The organism is Corynebacterium tuberculostearicum (assembly GCF_022347235.1).
GTDB classification, from domain to species: domain Bacteria; phylum Actinomycetota; class Actinomycetes; order Mycobacteriales; family Mycobacteriaceae; genus Corynebacterium; species Corynebacterium tuberculostearicum_F.
In genome coordinates, this window is the sequence record NZ_JAKRDX010000023.1 from 16680 (window position 1) to 31093 (window position 14414).

The following is a 14414-nucleotide window of genomic DNA, read 5'->3' on the forward strand; positions in this document are numbered from 1 at the left end:
AAACCCCGCCCGAGTCCTGCCCGGGCGGGGTGGCGGTGCGGCGAATACTTAGAAGTTATCGCGGTCGCGGTTAGTCATGCTCAGCACGTTGAGGCGCTTATCCAGCTCCTCCTCGGTGAGGTTCTCGCCGTCGACAAAGCCCAAGTCAATAACGGCCTGGCGGACGGTGATCTTCTCGTGCAGGGCGTGCTTTGCTGCCTTTGCTGCGTTCTCGTAGCCAATAGCAGAGTTAAGCGGAGTCACGATGGAGGTGGAAGACTCCGCAAAGTGCTTCATGCGCTCCTCGTTGGCCTCGATGTGATCGATGCACTTATCGGCGAAGACGCGGGAAGCATTAGCCAGCAGGCGAGCGGACTCGAGTACATTGCGCGCCATCATCGGGATGAAGACGTTGAGCTCGAAGTGGCCCTGGGCGCCGCCAAAGGCTACGGCTGCGTCGTTGCCCACCACCTGGCCGGCCACCATGGTGACGGCCTCCGGAATAACCGGATTGACCTTGCCCGGCATGATGGAGGAACCCGGCTGCAGGTCCTTCAGGTGAATCTCGGCCAGGCCAGTCAGCGGGCCGGAGCCCATCATGCGCAGGTCATTGGCAATCTTATTGAGGGATACAGCAATCGAGCGCATGGCGCCGGAGAATTCCACCAAGCCATCGCGGGCAGCCTGGGCCTCGAAGTGGTTTTCTGCTTCCTTCAGTTCCTGCACGCCGGTGAGCTTCTTAAGCTCCTCGGTGACCTTGGCGCCAAAGTCTGCAGAGGTGTTCAGGCCGGTGCCGGTGGCGGTGCCGCCGATGGCCAGCTCGCCCAAGCGCGGCAGGGTGGCCTCAATGCGTTCGATGCCCAGCTCGATCTGGCGGGCGTAGCCGCCGAATTCCTGGCCCAGGGTAACCGGGGTGGCATCCATCAGGTGGGTGCGGCCGGCCTTGACCACATCGGCGAATTCCTTGGCCTTCTTGGTCAAGGATTCGTGGAGGACCTTCAGACCCGGGATGAGGTCATTAACGGCAGCTTCCGTAGCAGCCACGTGCGTAGCAGTGGGGAAGGTGTCATTAGAGGACTGGCCCATGTTCACGTGGTCATTCGGGTGAATTTCCACGCCATTGTTATGTGCCAAGGAGGCGATAACCTCATTGGTATTCATATTGGACGAGGTGCCGGAACCGGTCTGGAAAACGTCGATAGGGAAGGCATCGTTATGCTTGCCCTCGGCGATTTCGGTGGCGGCAGCAATGATGGCATCGGCCTTATCCGCATCCAGCTTGCCGGAATCCTTATTTACCTGAGCGCAGGCTGCCTTGAGCAGGCCAAGGGCGCGAATCTGCGCATTTTCCAGGCCACGGCCGGAAATCGGGAAGTTGTCCACTGCGCGCTGGGTCTGTGCACGCCACAGGGCATCTGCAGGAACCTTAACTTCGCCCATGGTGTCATGTTCAATGCGGTATTCAGTCATGTGAAGATCACCTCAGTTAATTGGGTAGTGTGTGCTTTCCAGTATGGCGGAGAACCAAAAGAAGGGCCGCCTTCGGGGGTGAACCCTACTTCTTGGTTGGCGTGTCGTAGTCCACGACGGAATACTCCTGCAGCTTGGACAGCTTGTGGATGGAGTCGATGTAGCGGATGGTGCCGGACTTGGAGCGCATGACCAACGAGCGGGTCGTAGCACCGGAATTGCGGTAGGAAACGCCGCGCAGCATGTCACCATTGGTCACGCCGGTGGCAGCGAAGTAGCAGTTCTCAGAGGAAACCAGATCAGTAGTGGTAAGGACGCGGTTCAAATCATGGCCGGCTGCACGGGCCTTTTCTGCTTCCTCTTCATCCTTCGGCCACAGCTTGCCCTGGATTTCGCCGCCCATGCAGCGCATAGCGCAGGCAGTGATGATGCCCTCTGGGGTGCCGCCGATGCCCATCATCATGTCGATGGAGTTCGAATCCTGGCAGGTGGCGATGGCGCCGGCTACGTCACCATCCATGATGAGGCGCACCTTGGCGCCTGCGGCGCGAATTTCAGAGATGAGCTGTTCGTGGCGGGGACGGTCAAGGACCACCACGGTCAGATCGGTAGGGCGAATATTCTTCGCCTTAGCCACGGACTGGATATTCCATTCCACGGATTCGTTGATGTCAATGGCACCTACGGCCTCTGGGCCGACAGCAATCTTTTCCATGTAGAAGACTGCGGAAGGGTCATACATGGTTCCGCGCTCGGCGGCTGCGATGACGGAGATGGCGTTGGGGCGGCCTTCCGCCATCAAACGGGTACCGTCGACTGGGTCCACGGCGATATCCATGGCGGCACCCTCGCCGGTGCCGACCTCTTCGCCGTTAAAGAGCATGGGGGCCTCATCCTTTTCGCCCTCACCAATGACAACGACGCCGTTCATCGCTACAGAATTGATGAGCTTGCGCATGGCGTCGACCGCCGCGCCATCGCCCTCATTCTTCTGGCCGCGGCCTACCCAACGGCCGGAAGCGAGTGCTGCTGCCTCGGTGACACGAACCAGTTCCATTGCCAGGTTGCGGTCAGGAAGATAAGACGTATTTTCGGACATGTGTAGTGGTTGCCTTCCATAGTTTTCTCATCGAGGGGTGTTCCCCTTGATGCTCTACCTTTCCATTCTCGCACTTTTTTGCTCTAATGGGTTCGATTTTGCGCCCCATTTGTGGGGGATTGACAGATCTTTCGGGGCAAAAGGGGCCGTGTGGCTTTTTGAAAGCAGGCCGTGCGATACTAAGGCGCGTGGCTGCAGAAGAAAGACCAAAGATTTTTGAAGGCGCGAAGGATATTTCCCTGTCCCTCGCCGTCGTGGTGATTATGATGCTGCTCGCCGTGGGAGCGACCGGCCTGTGTTCAATTAACTCCGAAACCCAGCAGGGAGCGGTGCAGGAAGTGGATGAACAAACCTTCCTAAACACCCAAGCCCGCGCAGGGGTCGGTGCAATTCGCAATCCCGAAATGCCAGAGGGGTGGGAGGCCAATGCTGCCCGCCGCGTAGATATGGGCGGCGAGAACGCCACCGTGGTCAGTTGGGTGACCGCTGACCAAGGGTTTGTGGAATCTACGCAAACGCAGGTCGCGGCCGATAAGGCAGGCGAGGCGTACGATGCCAACTACCGCGGCATCGAATCCGCCCGCGAGGTCAAGGGGCACCAAGTGCGGGTGCTAGAAAGCGACGATGATTCCGTGCGCCGCCTGTGGGTTACGGATTTGGGCGATGCCCGCCTCATCATTTCCGGCGCCGCGGACGACAGTGACTTTGAGGCTGCTACCGCTGCGTTTATCGACGCCGCACCTATAGCCGAAAAATAACCTCGCCCAAGCCTTCTTCCGCGGCGGTGGCGCTAAGACCGTCGCCGGCCTGGGCAATAACCTCCGCCAAAGCCTCCGCATCCAGGCCGCTGAGGCGTGTCTTTCCTACAAAGACATCGACGCGCTCACGTTGCGAGCGCTGCGGATAAACGGCGATTTCGCGTACTTTGTCGTCCGTAAAGCGCAGCACCACGGATCGGGAGAAGTAGCTCACCTCATTATCGTCGCGGGTGTGTGCAGGACCGAAGAATTCTTCTACGAAATCTCGGGAATCTCCCGCCATGATGGAACCGGCGGCCGCGGATTTCGACACAAAATCCACGCGCTCGCCTGGATAACCATAGATCTGCACTACTCGTCTCCTTCAGCGTCTGCGTCCTCGGCCTTATCGAGCGCGTCTTCCACACGCTTCGCCGCGCCGTCGAGGTGCGCCTCGCACGCACGGGCAAGGGCTTCGCCGCGCTCCCAGTACTTTAGCGACTCATCCAAGCCCATCTGCCCAAGCTCGAGAATCTTCACGGTTTCAATGAGCTCATCGCGGGCTTGCTCATAGCTCAATTCTTCTACTGGGGTAAAAGCATCCTGGCCTGGCTGGCCGGTACCAATGGTGTCATCGGACATGATTTTCTCCTCGGTTGGTGATTAATCGGCGGCCTGGGAGGCCATAGAAACTGCGGTAATAGATCCGTCGCCCACTCGAATGCGCAGTTGAGCGCCAGGCGGGGATTGCTTATAAGAGGTGACAACCTCGGGCCCGGAACCGTCCTTGGGCACTACCTGAACAATGGAGTATCCGCGGGCGAGAGTTGCCGACGGTCCCAACGCCGATACGCGGGCGCGCAGCGATTCCACGTGGCGGGTTTCCCGCTCCACCATGACTTCAATTTCTCGCCGCATGGTAGCGCGGGTTCGCTCCACCTCCTCGCGGCGCGCACGGATAGGGGTCATCGGGTCTGCCATGACAGGCCGGGAACGAATATTGTCGAGGCCGCGACGTTCCCTTTCCACCCAGCCGCGCAGTGCGGCCGCCATGCGAGAGCGAGCCTCTGCGACGATGGCGCGTTCCTCGGCTACAGAGGGCACGACGCGTTTTGCGGCGTCGGTAGGCGTGGCGGCGCGCAGGTCGGCGACGTTATCGAGTACTGGGCTATCCGGCTCGTGGCCAATGGCAGAGACTACCGGGGTGCCGGCCGCTGCCACTGCGCGTTGTAGTGCTTCTTCCGAGAAGGGCAGCAGATCTTCCACGGAGCCGCCGCCACGGGCGATGATGATGACGTCCACCTCAGGATCCGCATCAAGCTGCTGGAGCGCATCAATAACCTCAGGTACGGTATTCGCACCCTGAACCGCGGTATTGAGGACGCGGAATTGCACCGCCGGCCAGCGGTCATGGGCTACCGCCATCACGTCCCGCTCTGCAGCAGAACCACGGCCGGTAATCAGCCCAATTTTGTGCGGCAGGTAGGGGAGAGGCCGCTTGCGCGCGGGATCGAAAAGGCCTTCAGCAGCTAGCTGTTGGCGCAGCTTTTCAATGCGAGCAAGCAGATCGCCAATGCCCACATGACGAATTTCGGTGGTCCACAGTGAAAAGGATCCGCGTCCAGCGTAAAAGGCGGGCTTACCGTGGACAATGACGCGGTCGCCGTCTTTCAGCGGTGCAGACAATGACTGCAACATCGATGATGGGCAAGTCAATTGCACGGACTTTTCCTGCTGTACGTCACGCAGAGTGAGGTAGGACAGCTTCCAGGTGGGCTTGAAGTTAATTTGGGTCAACTGACCCTCTACCCACAGGTAACCCAGGCGCTCGATCCAGCCCTTGACTTGGTCATTGACCTTGCCAACGGGCCAGGGAGTATCCGGAGTATTTGCCGGTTGATTCACACAGCCTCCCTTTCTTCAGTCTGCCGTGTTCTTCCGTCTAGTTTAGGGGCCAGCGCGGTCTATTGCCCCGCTCGGGGTAGCCAGAAAGGTGACGTTAGGCCCCACTATTGTTTTGCGTAGTGTTTCGATACTCTGGGAGCCATGACTGATGGTAAAAATGTTCTCCTCGCGGCCCCGCGCGGATACTGCGCAGGCGTGGACCGCGCGGTCGAGACCGTAGAAAAGGCGCTGGAAAAGTACGGCGCGCCCATATATGTACGCAAACAAATCGTGCACAACCGTTACGTCGTAGAATCTCTGGCAGAACGCGGCGTCATCTTCGTCGACGAGGCCTCTGAGGCACCAGAAGGCGCCCACCTAGTCTTCTCCGCCCACGGTATTTCCCCTGCCGTGCGCGCAGAAGCAACGCAGCGCAAGCAGCTTACTTTGGACGCCACCTGCCCATTGGTGACCAAGGTGCACAAGGAAGCCCAGCGCTTCCAGCGCGATGGCTACCACATCCTCTTGGTTGGCCACGAAGGCCACGAAGAAGTAGAAGGCACCGCCGGCGAAGCACCTGAGGTCACCCACCTCGTGGATGGCGTAGAGGGCGTCGCCAAGCTGCCAGAGTTCCTGCAGGATGAGAAGCTTATCTGGCTGTCCCAGACCACGCTATCGGTGGATGAGACCATCACCATCGTCAATAAGCTGCGCGAGCGCTTCCCGCACCTAGAGAACCCGCCTTCAGACGATATTTGCTACGCCACCCAAAACCGCCAAGAATCCGTCAAGGCCATCGCCCCACAGTGCGACCTGATGATTGTGGTGGGCTCTAAGAACTCCTCCAACTCGGTGCGCTTGGTTGAGGTGGCGCTGGAGGCAGGCGCCAAGGCTTCCCACCTCGTGGATTTTGCCAAGGAAATCGACGAATCTTGGTTGGAAGGCGTGCAGACCGTCGGCGTAACCTGTGGTGCTTCGGTACCTGAGTTGCTGGTACGCGAAGTACTGGAGTTCCTAGACGAGCGCGGTTATAGCGACGTAGAGCAGGTAACTACTTCTACCGAGACGATTACCTTCGCCCTACCGCGCGACCTGCGCCCAGCACGAACCTAAGTAGCGTTTGCCTCTATGGCAGTGAAAACGAAAGAAAGGCCCGGAAACGGGCCTTTCTTTTTGCTTTAATCCTCGTCGTAGAGGTTATCGTCCCAGCCTTGCTTAGGCTGTTCCTTCTCCTGCTGAGACGCCGGAACGGAATCGCCAGCGCGCCGGGCTGGATCCGGGCGCCGTGGATTGTCGCGTTCCTCTTGTTGCATTCGGCGGCGCTCTTCACGGTCGCGCCCACGTAGGCGATCCTTGGGGGCGGGGCGTGACTTCTTCAGCGTGTGTGAGGCGCGGGCGCGCTGCGGAGCGGCTTGCGATTTCTTGGATTGCTTTGCCGGCTTATCGCGCGCCATCAAGTCTGCAACCGATAGGCGTTCCTCGCGGTTGCGTCGGTCTTGTTCGGCGTCGGCACGGCGGGAAGCGGTTTCCATTTCGGCGGTGCGCTTGGCCGTCTTGCGGTAACGTGCCCAGCGCAGCCAGGCGATGATTGCCGCGCCCACCAGGGCAATGAGGAGCCACAGGAACCTCTGGACAAGGGGGAACGCCGCGGTGACGATTGCCGTCTTGGAAAACGCCGATGCACCCTCTGGCAAGTTGGCCTTGGTGATAAAGAAACCGGCCACACCCACCGTTATGGCATACACAATGGGGATAGAAGCCACGGTGAGGAAAAGACCCCGCTCTTCCACGATGAGCGTCACCAGCAGCGAGCCGATGACGAGGAACGCGAGGTAATTCCACCCGATGGAACCCATCAGGATGGAAATAAACGCGCCGGTGAGCAAGAGTGCCGCGAGCAGCCCAAGGCCCTTGCCCAGCGAGATGCTGGGGAGACCGGAGCTTTGGGCGGCGGAGGACTTTCTTTGCTTGGCTTGTGACACGTCGGAAGATCCTACCGGTTGCCGCCGGCCCATGGCTATTTCCACGCACGAAAGCGGCGGATTTATAGTGCCGAATTCCCGCGCGGCCACGTATCAATAGGCAAGGGCTCCCGCGGGGTGCGGTCCGTGCGGCCCGGGATATCCATCTCATGCAGTTTGCGGGCGGTGACGCCCACGCGGGAATCAAGCGAGGAAAGCGTGGCGTTATAGGCCTCGACTGCCTTTTCTAGGTTATGGCCCACTTTGCCGTAGTGATCAGAAAGCGTATTTAGGCGCGTATACAGTTCGCGCCCCAAGCGCTGGACTTCCTTAGCCTTGGCGGAGATATCTTCTTGGTGCCAGCCCATGGCCACCGTGCGCAGGAGGGCAAAAAGCGAGCTGGGGGTGGCGATGACTACATTGCGTTCAAAGGCGTACTCGATAAGTTCCGGATCCACCGATAGTGCGGCATCAAGGAAGGGGTCTGCGGGAACGAAGAGGATAACGAACTCGGGCGTTGGTTGAAACGCCTCAATATAGTCCTTCTGCGATAGTGCTTGGACGTGGCCGCGCATGAGGTGTGCGTGGCGACGGAGGAAGCCGGCGTGCTCTTCTGGGTCATCGGTTTCTAGTGCGTCAAGGTAAGACGTAAAAGGAACCTTGGCATCGACGATGATGTGGCGGCCACCGGCCAAATTGATGAGCATGTCAGGGCGGACGATGCGCCCGCCCAATGGGGCGGAGACCTGGCAATCAAAGTCCACATGTTTGGTCATACCGCCGAGCTCCACCACGCGCTCCAATTGCACCTCGCCCCAGCGGCCGCGCACATTGGGCGAGCGCAAGGCGGTTACAAGTTTGTCGGTGCGTTCGGTCAGGCGGGAGGAGGTGCGGGTAACCGCTTGAACTTGGCTGGAGAGGGAGGCGAGTAGCGCGGTGCGGTCTTCCTCAATTTCTTGGAGCTGAAATCCCAAGCGGTCCATGGCCTTTTCTAGTGGCTGGAGCTCGGCCTGGCGGCGCTGCGAGTCTTGCAGCGCGCGGTGCTCGGCGCTCGGCGCGGAGCGCGTAGCGGAGTAAGAATGGGCCAGCCAGCCCATTACCGCGCCGAGGATGAGGCCGATAAAAAGTAGCAGCACGGGCAAAGTGGAAGTCATGGTTTCCAGCATGGCACGCGCCGCCGACACGACTCACTATTTTTTCGAATCTCCGTTCAAAAGGCCTTCGAAGGCGTCGCGGGCGCGGCGCAGGTTTGCGCGCATGCCGGGCTTTTCATGCTCCTTGGGGGTGGATTCCACATTGAGGGCGGCGTCGAGGGAATTGGAATCGCCGTCTGCGGAGACGTCGGCAAACGCGCCTTCTGGCGCTGCATAGTCCGGCATCTTGAGCCATGCCTCGCGCTTATAACGCCCTTGGTCTTCGGTGTAGCGGCCGATGAGATAACCGGCCACGGTAGAAAAGTCCAGATCCGCGGCGGTCTTTTCTCCCGACTGCAGCTTCATCATGTCTTGGCCGTAGCGGTAGGCCACTGCAAACATCGCGGCCGCCGGAACCGCGAGGAAGCCACCTATCAGGCCAAAGAGAGCCGAGCCTACCGTCACGGAAACCAGGACGATGACCGGGTGCAGGTCCATGGCCTTGGACTGCAGCCAAGGCGAGAGGACATTGCCCTCCAACTGCTGGACCAGCAACACTAGGCCGAGAACGAGCAGAGCCTTGGTTACGCCAAGGGAGACCAACGCGATGGTGACGGAAAGGGCACCGGCGACGATCGCGCCGACGAAGGGGATGAAGCCCGCGATAAAGGTGATGATTGCCAAAGCCATGGCCAGCGGAACGCCGATAAGGGCGAGGCCGACGCCGATAAAGACGGCGTCGACAAGCGAGACAATTGCCTGCGCGCGAATGAAGCCGCCCAGTGTCGCCCACGCGCGGGTAAGAAGCTCAGTGAGGTGCCAGCCGGCGCGCTTGCCCGTGGCATCGCGCAGCCAGGGAAGGAACTTTGCGCCGTCCTTCAGGAAGAAGAAGGTCAGCACCAGGACGATGAAGAGGGTGACGAGGATGGAGGTAGCAGTGCCGATGCCGGTAAAGACCGAGCCTGCGATGGCGCCGGCACGTTGCTGCAGCCAGGACGCCGCCTCGTCGATGTAGCTACTCATGTCATCGCTATCGAGGTTAAGCGGCGGGCCTTGGGCCCAGAGCTGCAGGCTTTGGATGCCGGAGACCGTCTGCAAATACAGTGACCGGGATTGGCGCACGAAGTCTGGGGCAATAAAAGCAATGAGGCCGCCGACGGCCGTGAAGGAAACCAAAATGGTTACGGCGGCCGCCAACGCAGCGGGAAGGCCAATGTCGCGCAGCTTTTTCGCTACCGGTGCCAGAACGGTGCAGATAATCAGGGCCAAAAGCACCGGCAAAAGGCCCTGCCAGAAGTTGCCCAGCAAACGGTACAGGGCGTAGAGGAATACGCAGATGATGAGCAGGCGAACGGCCCATAGAGATGCGGCCTTAACCACCTCGCCGGCGATGACGGAGCGGTCTACCTGATCGCCCGGCGGATGTGGGGATACATCCTCCAGCTTGCTGGTGTCGAAGCTTTCATCAAACTTATCGCCCAGGCCCGCTTGGGGGTCATCGGGCAGCGGTTGGTTATCAGAATTCACCCCACCATCTTGCCTTAAAAGAAGGCGGGTGCGTTAGGATTGGCCCCGTGAGTCTTACACTAGGAATCGTCGGCCTGCCCAATGTGGGCAAGTCCACTTTGTTTAATGCCCTGACCCGTTCCGAGATCCTGGCGGCCAACTACCCGTTTGCCACCATCGAGCCCAACGTGGGCTTGGTGGAGCTGCCGGATTCCCGCCTGACCCAACTGGCGGAGATGTTTAACTCTGAGCGCATCCTTCCTGCCACCGTGTCCTTCGTGGACATCGCCGGCATCGTCTCCGGCGCTTCGCAGGGTGAAGGCATGGGCAACGCCTTCCTAGCCAATATCCGCGAGGCAGACGCCATTTGCCAGGTAGTGCGCGCCTTTTCTGATGACAATGTCATTCACGTCGATGGCAAGGTTGACCCGCGCAACGATATCTCCGTTATTAATACCGAGCTCATTCTTGCGGACCTCCAGACCATCGAAAAGGCCCTGCCGCGCCTGGAAAAGGATGCGCGCAAGAATAAGGACTTGGCCGCCGAGGTGGAAGCAACCAAGAAGGCCCAGGAGATCCTGGAAGATGATCGCACCCTCTTCGCCGCAGCGAAGGAAGGCGAGATTGACCTCTCCCTCGTGCGCGATCTGCACCTGATGACCGCGAAGCCCTTCCTCTATGTCTTTAACTCGGATGAAGCAGTGCTTACCGACGACGCTAAGAAGGAAGAACTCCGCCAGCTCGTCGCCCCGGCTGAGGCCGTATTCCTCGATGCGCAGACCGAAACCGAGCTGCTCGAGCTAGAAGAAGACGAAGCCCGCGAGTTGCTCGAGGCTGTAGGCCAAGATGAGCCGGGCCTAGCCACCCTGGCTAAGGCAGGTTTTGCCACCTTGGGTCTGCAGACCTACCTCACTGCCGGGGAGAAGGAGGCCCGTGCGTGGACCATTAAGCAGGGCTCTGCCGCACCGCAGGCAGCCGGAGTCATCCATACCGACTTTGAAAAGAAGTTCATTAAGGCCGAGATCGTTTCCTTCGATGACCTTGTAGCCGCTGGCTCCATGGCTGAGGCTCGTGCGCATGGCAAGGTCCGCCAAGAGGGTAAGGACTACATCATGCAGGACGGCGACGTGTGCGACTTTAAGATCGGCGGCTAATTCCACACCGCTTGGAACCGGCCCTTTGTCAGAGGGAGAAGGCGCCGCCCACTCGCGCGCAAGAGAAGGTAGCGAAGACGAAACTTCCGCGTTACCGTGGGCGGCGTACTCGAACAAAGCAGGCTGCAACATGGCTGAACTAGATAATAAGACCATTGCCATCATCGCTACCGATGGCTTCGAAGACTCTGAGCTGACCTCCCCGCTAGAGGCCGTGAAGAACGCCGGCGCTACCGTGCGTGTCCTCGCTCCAAAGGCCGGCACCATTACCGGCAAAAACGGCACGGAGATTTCCGTAGACGCCGCTACCGCTGACTCCACCGGCGAGTCTTTCGACGGCATTATTCTGCCTGGCGGTACCGATAACGCCGACCTCATCCGCTTGGATAAGGCCGCGGTGGAAATCGTGCGCAACCACATGAGCAAGGATCTGCCGCTCGGCGCTATCTGCCACGGTGCTTGGATCCTGGCTGATGCTGAAGCCCTCAAGGGCCGCGCCCTGACGTCCTTCCCGTCCCTGCAGACCGACCTGCGCAATGCAGGTGCCACCTGGGTAGATGAGGAAGTTCACTGCGACCAGGGCTTGGTCTCCTCCCGCACTCCAGATGACCTGCCAGCCTTTAACGCCAAGCTGGTAGAAGAGTTTGCAGAGGGCCAGCACTAAAGCTTCACGAATTCAAGCCACGGGAGTTTCCCGTGGCTTTTTCGATCTTGCGCCGGTGTCACCTGCCCTATAAAGTTGGGGTTTCCTGAAGGGGAGTAGTTCCCTCGGTTAATTCTGAGATGACTGGTCGACATACTGGCGTTTAGCCCGGCCAGCCAGCGCCCGCAGTGCCCGCGGCCGTGAACGAGACCTTCGGTCCGCAACCGAACCGAAGGGAGAAGTGACTATGTCCTCCATGGGCTCAGAACAGCGCATTCTTGAGCGCTTCATGCAGCTATCCATCGCCGCCGCAGTGGCTACCATCCTCCTCAAGGCCTTGGCCGCGTGGTTTACGGGCTCGGTGGGCTTCCTCTCCGATGCCTTCGAATCCATCGTGAATCTCGTCGCGGCCGTCGCCGGCTTTTATGCCCTCCGGATTGCCTCTAAGCCGGCCGACGATAACCACCAGTTTGGCCACGGCAAAGCCGAGTACGTCTCCGCCTTGGTAGAGGGCGCAATGATTTTTATTGCGGCCGGCATGATCGTGTACACGGCGATCCAACGCTTCTTTGTTCCGCAGCCGATTGAAGAGCCGGGCTGGGGCTTGGCGTTGTCAACGCTTTCCTCCGTGCTCAACGGCGCGGTGGGCATCGCGCTCATCCGTGCAGGTAAGCGCTACCGGTCCGCCACCTTGGATGCGGATGGGCACCATTTGCTTACCGACGTCTGGACTTCCGTAGGCGTCCTTATAGGCATCGCCGCCGTATTCCTTACTGGTTGGTGGTGGCTGGATCCTGTAGTGGCGCTCGCAGTGGGCATCAATATCTTGTGGACAGGCTATAGCCTCCTGCGCGATTCGGTGAGTAGCCTGCTTTCTGAGGCGCTTCCCGACGACGAGCGTCAGAACATTAGGCAGCTCCTAGCTCGGCTGGAGCAGGAACACTCGGTAAACTTCACGGATCGTCGCACCGTGGCCTCTGGCCGCCAGCGGTTGGTGTACCTGACCATGGAGGTGCCAGGGGAGTGGAGCGTCATGCACTCTCACGAGGTTGCAGACTCAGTGGAAATTGCCCTCGACGAGCTGTACCCAGGCTGCAGTGCGATCATTCATGTGGAACCAGCGGGCCTGGAAAATCGGCGTCCGTACCTATTCCGCTAAGGCTTAATCTTCTAAGTTTGCTGCCCATCACTGTGGTGTATGTGTACTAGACCAATATGTGTGTAGGCCCGTTCGGGTGTACGGGCCTGTGCACCGCCTGTGGATACTGGGATAAAAGTACACCCTCGTTAAAGAATCCTGTGGGGTAGTTGTCACCGCATTTCGGGGTGTGGTGAACAGTGGACGATTTGGAGATCGTGAAGGGGTGTGTCTAGGGCGCTACGGGCGAGGGAATCGACATCCGGTTTCCTCAATTCGGGCGCTTATGGTGCAGATTTTCCAATGTTATAGAACTGTTACCAACCGTTCTGAGCTGCATGAAGCCTGATTTCGGTGAACGAAATTTAGAAAATTTTTGTCTGCCGGTCGAAAAATTTTGATTTCTCCGTATGGTGGTTGTTACAGCAATCAATTGGAGATTTTCACCCCCATACTCCACGTGTCGGGGGTAGAAAATGTCCTTTTGTTTGGTTGAAGATAGCTATACCAATAGCAGAAAGGATTTACTGACAATGGGTAAGAACATTAAGGACCTCTTTAACGCAACCGCATACGACAAGAACGGCGAGAAGCTGGGCGACGTTAACGAGGTATTCGTTGATGACCAGTCCGGCCAGCCTACCTTCGTTGAGGTTAACCACGGCCTGTTCGGCATGAACTCCAGCCTGGTTCCGCTGCGCGGCCACGACTTCTCCGGCGATGACCTGAAGCTGGGCTTCTCCAAGGACCGCATCAAGGATGCTCCGGACTTCGACTCCGATAAGCCGCTGACCCCTGAGGCACAGTCCGATATCTTCAAGCACTACGGTCTGGATAACGCACACGACGTTACCGACTACAAGGATTCCAACCTTGACTCCAAGCGTGACGCTCAGGCTGGCGCTGACAAGGATCACAACCTGACCGCAGGTGCCGGCGCTGCTGGTGCTGGCGCAGGTGTTGCAGGTGCAGGCGCTGCTGGTGCACACGCTGATGAGAAGAAGGCAGCTACCCACACCACCGACGCCGCTGCTACCGAGCGCAAGGCTGGCGTAGCTGATGACGCTGCAGCTGCACGCACCAACAACGATGGCGAGCTCATCCGTTCCGAGGAGCAGCTCAACGTCAACAAGGAGCGCGTGGCTACCGGTGAGGCTCGCCTGCGCAAGTACGTTGTGACCGACACCGAGACCGTTGAGGTTCCGGTTGAGCGTGAAGAGGTTAGCGTCGAGCGCACCCCGATCAGCGCTGAGGATGCCAAGAACTACAACGGCACCATCTCCGGTGACTCCGAGGAAGCTTCCGTCACCCTGCACGAGGAGCGCGTAAACGTGAAGAAGGAAACCGTTCCGGTTGAGAAGATCAACCTGAAGAAGGACACCGTTCGCGACACCGAGACTCACACCGAGGAGCTGCGCAAGGAGCAGATCGACACCGATGGTGTTGACGGCCTCAAGAAGTAAAAGCGCATAGCTAAACGCCCGCAAGGAATACCTTGCGGGCGTTTCTTTTGCCTTATTTAGGGGCGGATTCTAGGGGTCGTTGCAACGATGATGGTTAGTTTGGTTTGATGCTACCGGTTTGTGTGAGGTGAGGTTACCCTCGTTTAGTGGACACCCTATTTGTGCGGATCTTGTGTCCGTAGGAGAGGATGTTCATTGTGAGTCAACAGCGCAAGAAGTACACGCCGGAGTACCGGCGTGAAGCCGC

At 59.1% G+C, this 14414-nt stretch carries 14 protein-coding genes; 6 read left to right on the plus strand and 8 right to left on the minus strand.

All coding sequences use genetic code 11. The features are described from left to right. Positions 1-48: 48 nt before the first annotated feature. The gene (locus tag MHK09_RS10435; protein ID WP_179386293.1) at positions 49-1449 is read right to left on the minus strand and encodes a class II fumarate hydratase; all 1401 of its coding nucleotides are present in this window, start codon (positions 1447-1449) and stop codon (positions 49-51) included. Between the two features lie 85 nt (positions 1450-1534). Further along, positions 1535-2548 carry a class II fructose-bisphosphatase gene (glpX, locus tag MHK09_RS10440; protein ID WP_250413501.1) on the minus strand — a complete coding sequence of 338 codons (1014 nt, stop codon included), beginning with the start codon at positions 2546-2548 and terminating at the stop codon, positions 1535-1537. Between the two features lie 188 nt (positions 2549-2736). On the opposite strand from glpX, the gene MHK09_RS10445 reads away from it, so the two are divergent. Continuing rightward, positions 2737-3306 carry a DUF4245 domain-containing protein gene (locus MHK09_RS10445; protein WP_005327440.1) on the plus strand — a complete coding sequence of 190 codons (570 nt, stop codon included), beginning with the start codon at positions 2737-2739 and terminating at the stop codon, positions 3304-3306. On the opposite strand, the gene MHK09_RS10450 is transcribed toward MHK09_RS10445, so the two are convergent. From MHK09_RS10450 to xseA, 3 genes are read right to left on the minus strand one after another with little or no spacing between them, the layout of a single operon-like run. Further along, complete coding sequence (locus MHK09_RS10450; protein WP_250413502.1) at positions 3290-3658, minus strand: hypothetical protein; 369 nt, start codon at positions 3656-3658, stop codon at positions 3290-3292. The genes MHK09_RS10445 and MHK09_RS10450 overlap by 17 nt on opposite strands. Beyond that, entirely contained in the window at positions 3658-3927 is a 270-nt protein-coding gene (locus MHK09_RS10455; RefSeq protein ID WP_005327444.1) for an exodeoxyribonuclease VII small subunit, read from the minus strand. Before MHK09_RS10455 ends, MHK09_RS10450 begins: the two co-directional genes overlap by 1 nt. A gap of 21 nt (positions 3928-3948) precedes the next feature. After that, the gene (gene xseA / locus MHK09_RS10460) at positions 3949-5190 is read right to left on the minus strand and encodes an exodeoxyribonuclease VII large subunit (RefSeq protein ID WP_238801620.1); all 1242 of its coding nucleotides are present in this window, start codon (positions 5188-5190) and stop codon (positions 3949-3951) included. A 141-nt stretch (positions 5191-5331) separates the two neighbouring features. Between xseA and MHK09_RS10465 the strand changes: the two genes are divergently transcribed. After that, positions 5332-6282: a 4-hydroxy-3-methylbut-2-enyl diphosphate reductase gene (locus MHK09_RS10465; protein ID WP_005323586.1), complete on the plus strand. Its 951-nt coding sequence runs from the start codon at positions 5332-5334 to the stop codon at positions 6280-6282. 65 nt (positions 6283-6347) lie between these two features. Here the strand turns inward: MHK09_RS10465 and MHK09_RS10470 are convergent, their stop codons facing one another. From MHK09_RS10470 to MHK09_RS10480, 3 genes are all read right to left on the minus strand, one after another. Then, positions 6348-7151, minus strand: a complete 804-nt coding sequence (locus tag MHK09_RS10470) for a DUF6542 domain-containing protein (protein WP_050780313.1) — start codon at positions 7149-7151, stop codon at positions 6348-6350. Positions 7152-7213: 62 nt separating this feature from the next. Beyond that, positions 7214-8284 (minus strand): DNA recombination protein RmuC, encoded by a 1071-nt coding sequence (locus tag MHK09_RS10475; protein WP_034668173.1) that lies wholly within the window; start codon positions 8282-8284, stop codon positions 7214-7216. Between the two features lie 36 nt (positions 8285-8320). Next, on the minus strand, positions 8321-9790 hold the full coding sequence (locus MHK09_RS10480) for an AI-2E family transporter (protein ID WP_005323583.1): 1470 nt from the start codon (positions 9788-9790) through the stop codon (positions 8321-8323). A 47-nt stretch (positions 9791-9837) separates the two neighbouring features. Here MHK09_RS10480 and ychF point away from each other — a divergent pair, with 47 nt between their 5' ends. From ychF to MHK09_RS10500, 4 genes are all read left to right on the plus strand, one after another. Continuing rightward, on the plus strand, positions 9838-10923 hold the full coding sequence (gene ychF / locus MHK09_RS10485; protein WP_005323582.1) for a redox-regulated ATPase YchF: 1086 nt from the start codon (positions 9838-9840) through the stop codon (positions 10921-10923). 130 nt (positions 10924-11053) lie between these two features. Beyond that, the gene (locus MHK09_RS10490) at positions 11054-11587 is read left to right on the plus strand and encodes a type 1 glutamine amidotransferase domain-containing protein (RefSeq protein ID WP_005323581.1); all 534 of its coding nucleotides are present in this window, start codon (positions 11054-11056) and stop codon (positions 11585-11587) included. Positions 11588-11813: 226 nt separating this feature from the next. Next, on the plus strand, positions 11814-12725 hold the full coding sequence (locus MHK09_RS10495) for a cation diffusion facilitator family transporter (RefSeq protein WP_005323580.1): 912 nt from the start codon (positions 11814-11816) through the stop codon (positions 12723-12725). Positions 12726-13237: 512 nt separating this feature from the next. Beyond that, on the plus strand, positions 13238-14167 hold the full coding sequence (locus MHK09_RS10500) for a PRC and DUF2382 domain-containing protein (protein WP_250413503.1): 930 nt from the start codon (positions 13238-13240) through the stop codon (positions 14165-14167). The last annotated feature ends 247 nt before the right edge of the window (positions 14168-14414 follow it).

Bases quoted from the DNA above. Each gene is read 5' to 3' on its own strand.
- MHK09_RS10490 (WP_005323581.1), top strand. From the start codon at position 11,054: ATGGCTGAACTAGATAATAAGACCATTGCCATCATCGCTACCGATGGC.
- MHK09_RS10455 (WP_005327444.1), bottom strand. From the start codon at position 3,927: ATGTCCGATGACACCATTGGTACCGGCCAGCCAGGCCAGGATGCTTTT.
- MHK09_RS10475 (WP_034668173.1), bottom strand. From the start codon at position 8,284: ATGACTTCCACTTTGCCCGTGCTGCTACTTTTTATCGGCCTCATCCTC.
- MHK09_RS10495 (WP_005323580.1), top strand. From the start codon at position 11,814: ATGTCCTCCATGGGCTCAGAACAGCGCATTCTTGAGCGCTTCATGCAG.
- MHK09_RS10500 (WP_250413503.1), top strand. From the start codon at position 13,238: ATGGGTAAGAACATTAAGGACCTCTTTAACGCAACCGCATACGACAAG.
- glpX (WP_250413501.1), bottom strand. From the start codon at position 2,548: ATGTCCGAAAATACGTCTTATCTTCCTGACCGCAACCTGGCAATGGAA.
- MHK09_RS10435 (WP_179386293.1), bottom strand. From the start codon at position 1,449: ATGACTGAATACCGCATTGAACATGACACCATGGGCGAAGTTAAGGTT.
- MHK09_RS10465 (WP_005323586.1), top strand. From the start codon at position 5,332: ATGACTGATGGTAAAAATGTTCTCCTCGCGGCCCCGCGCGGATACTGC.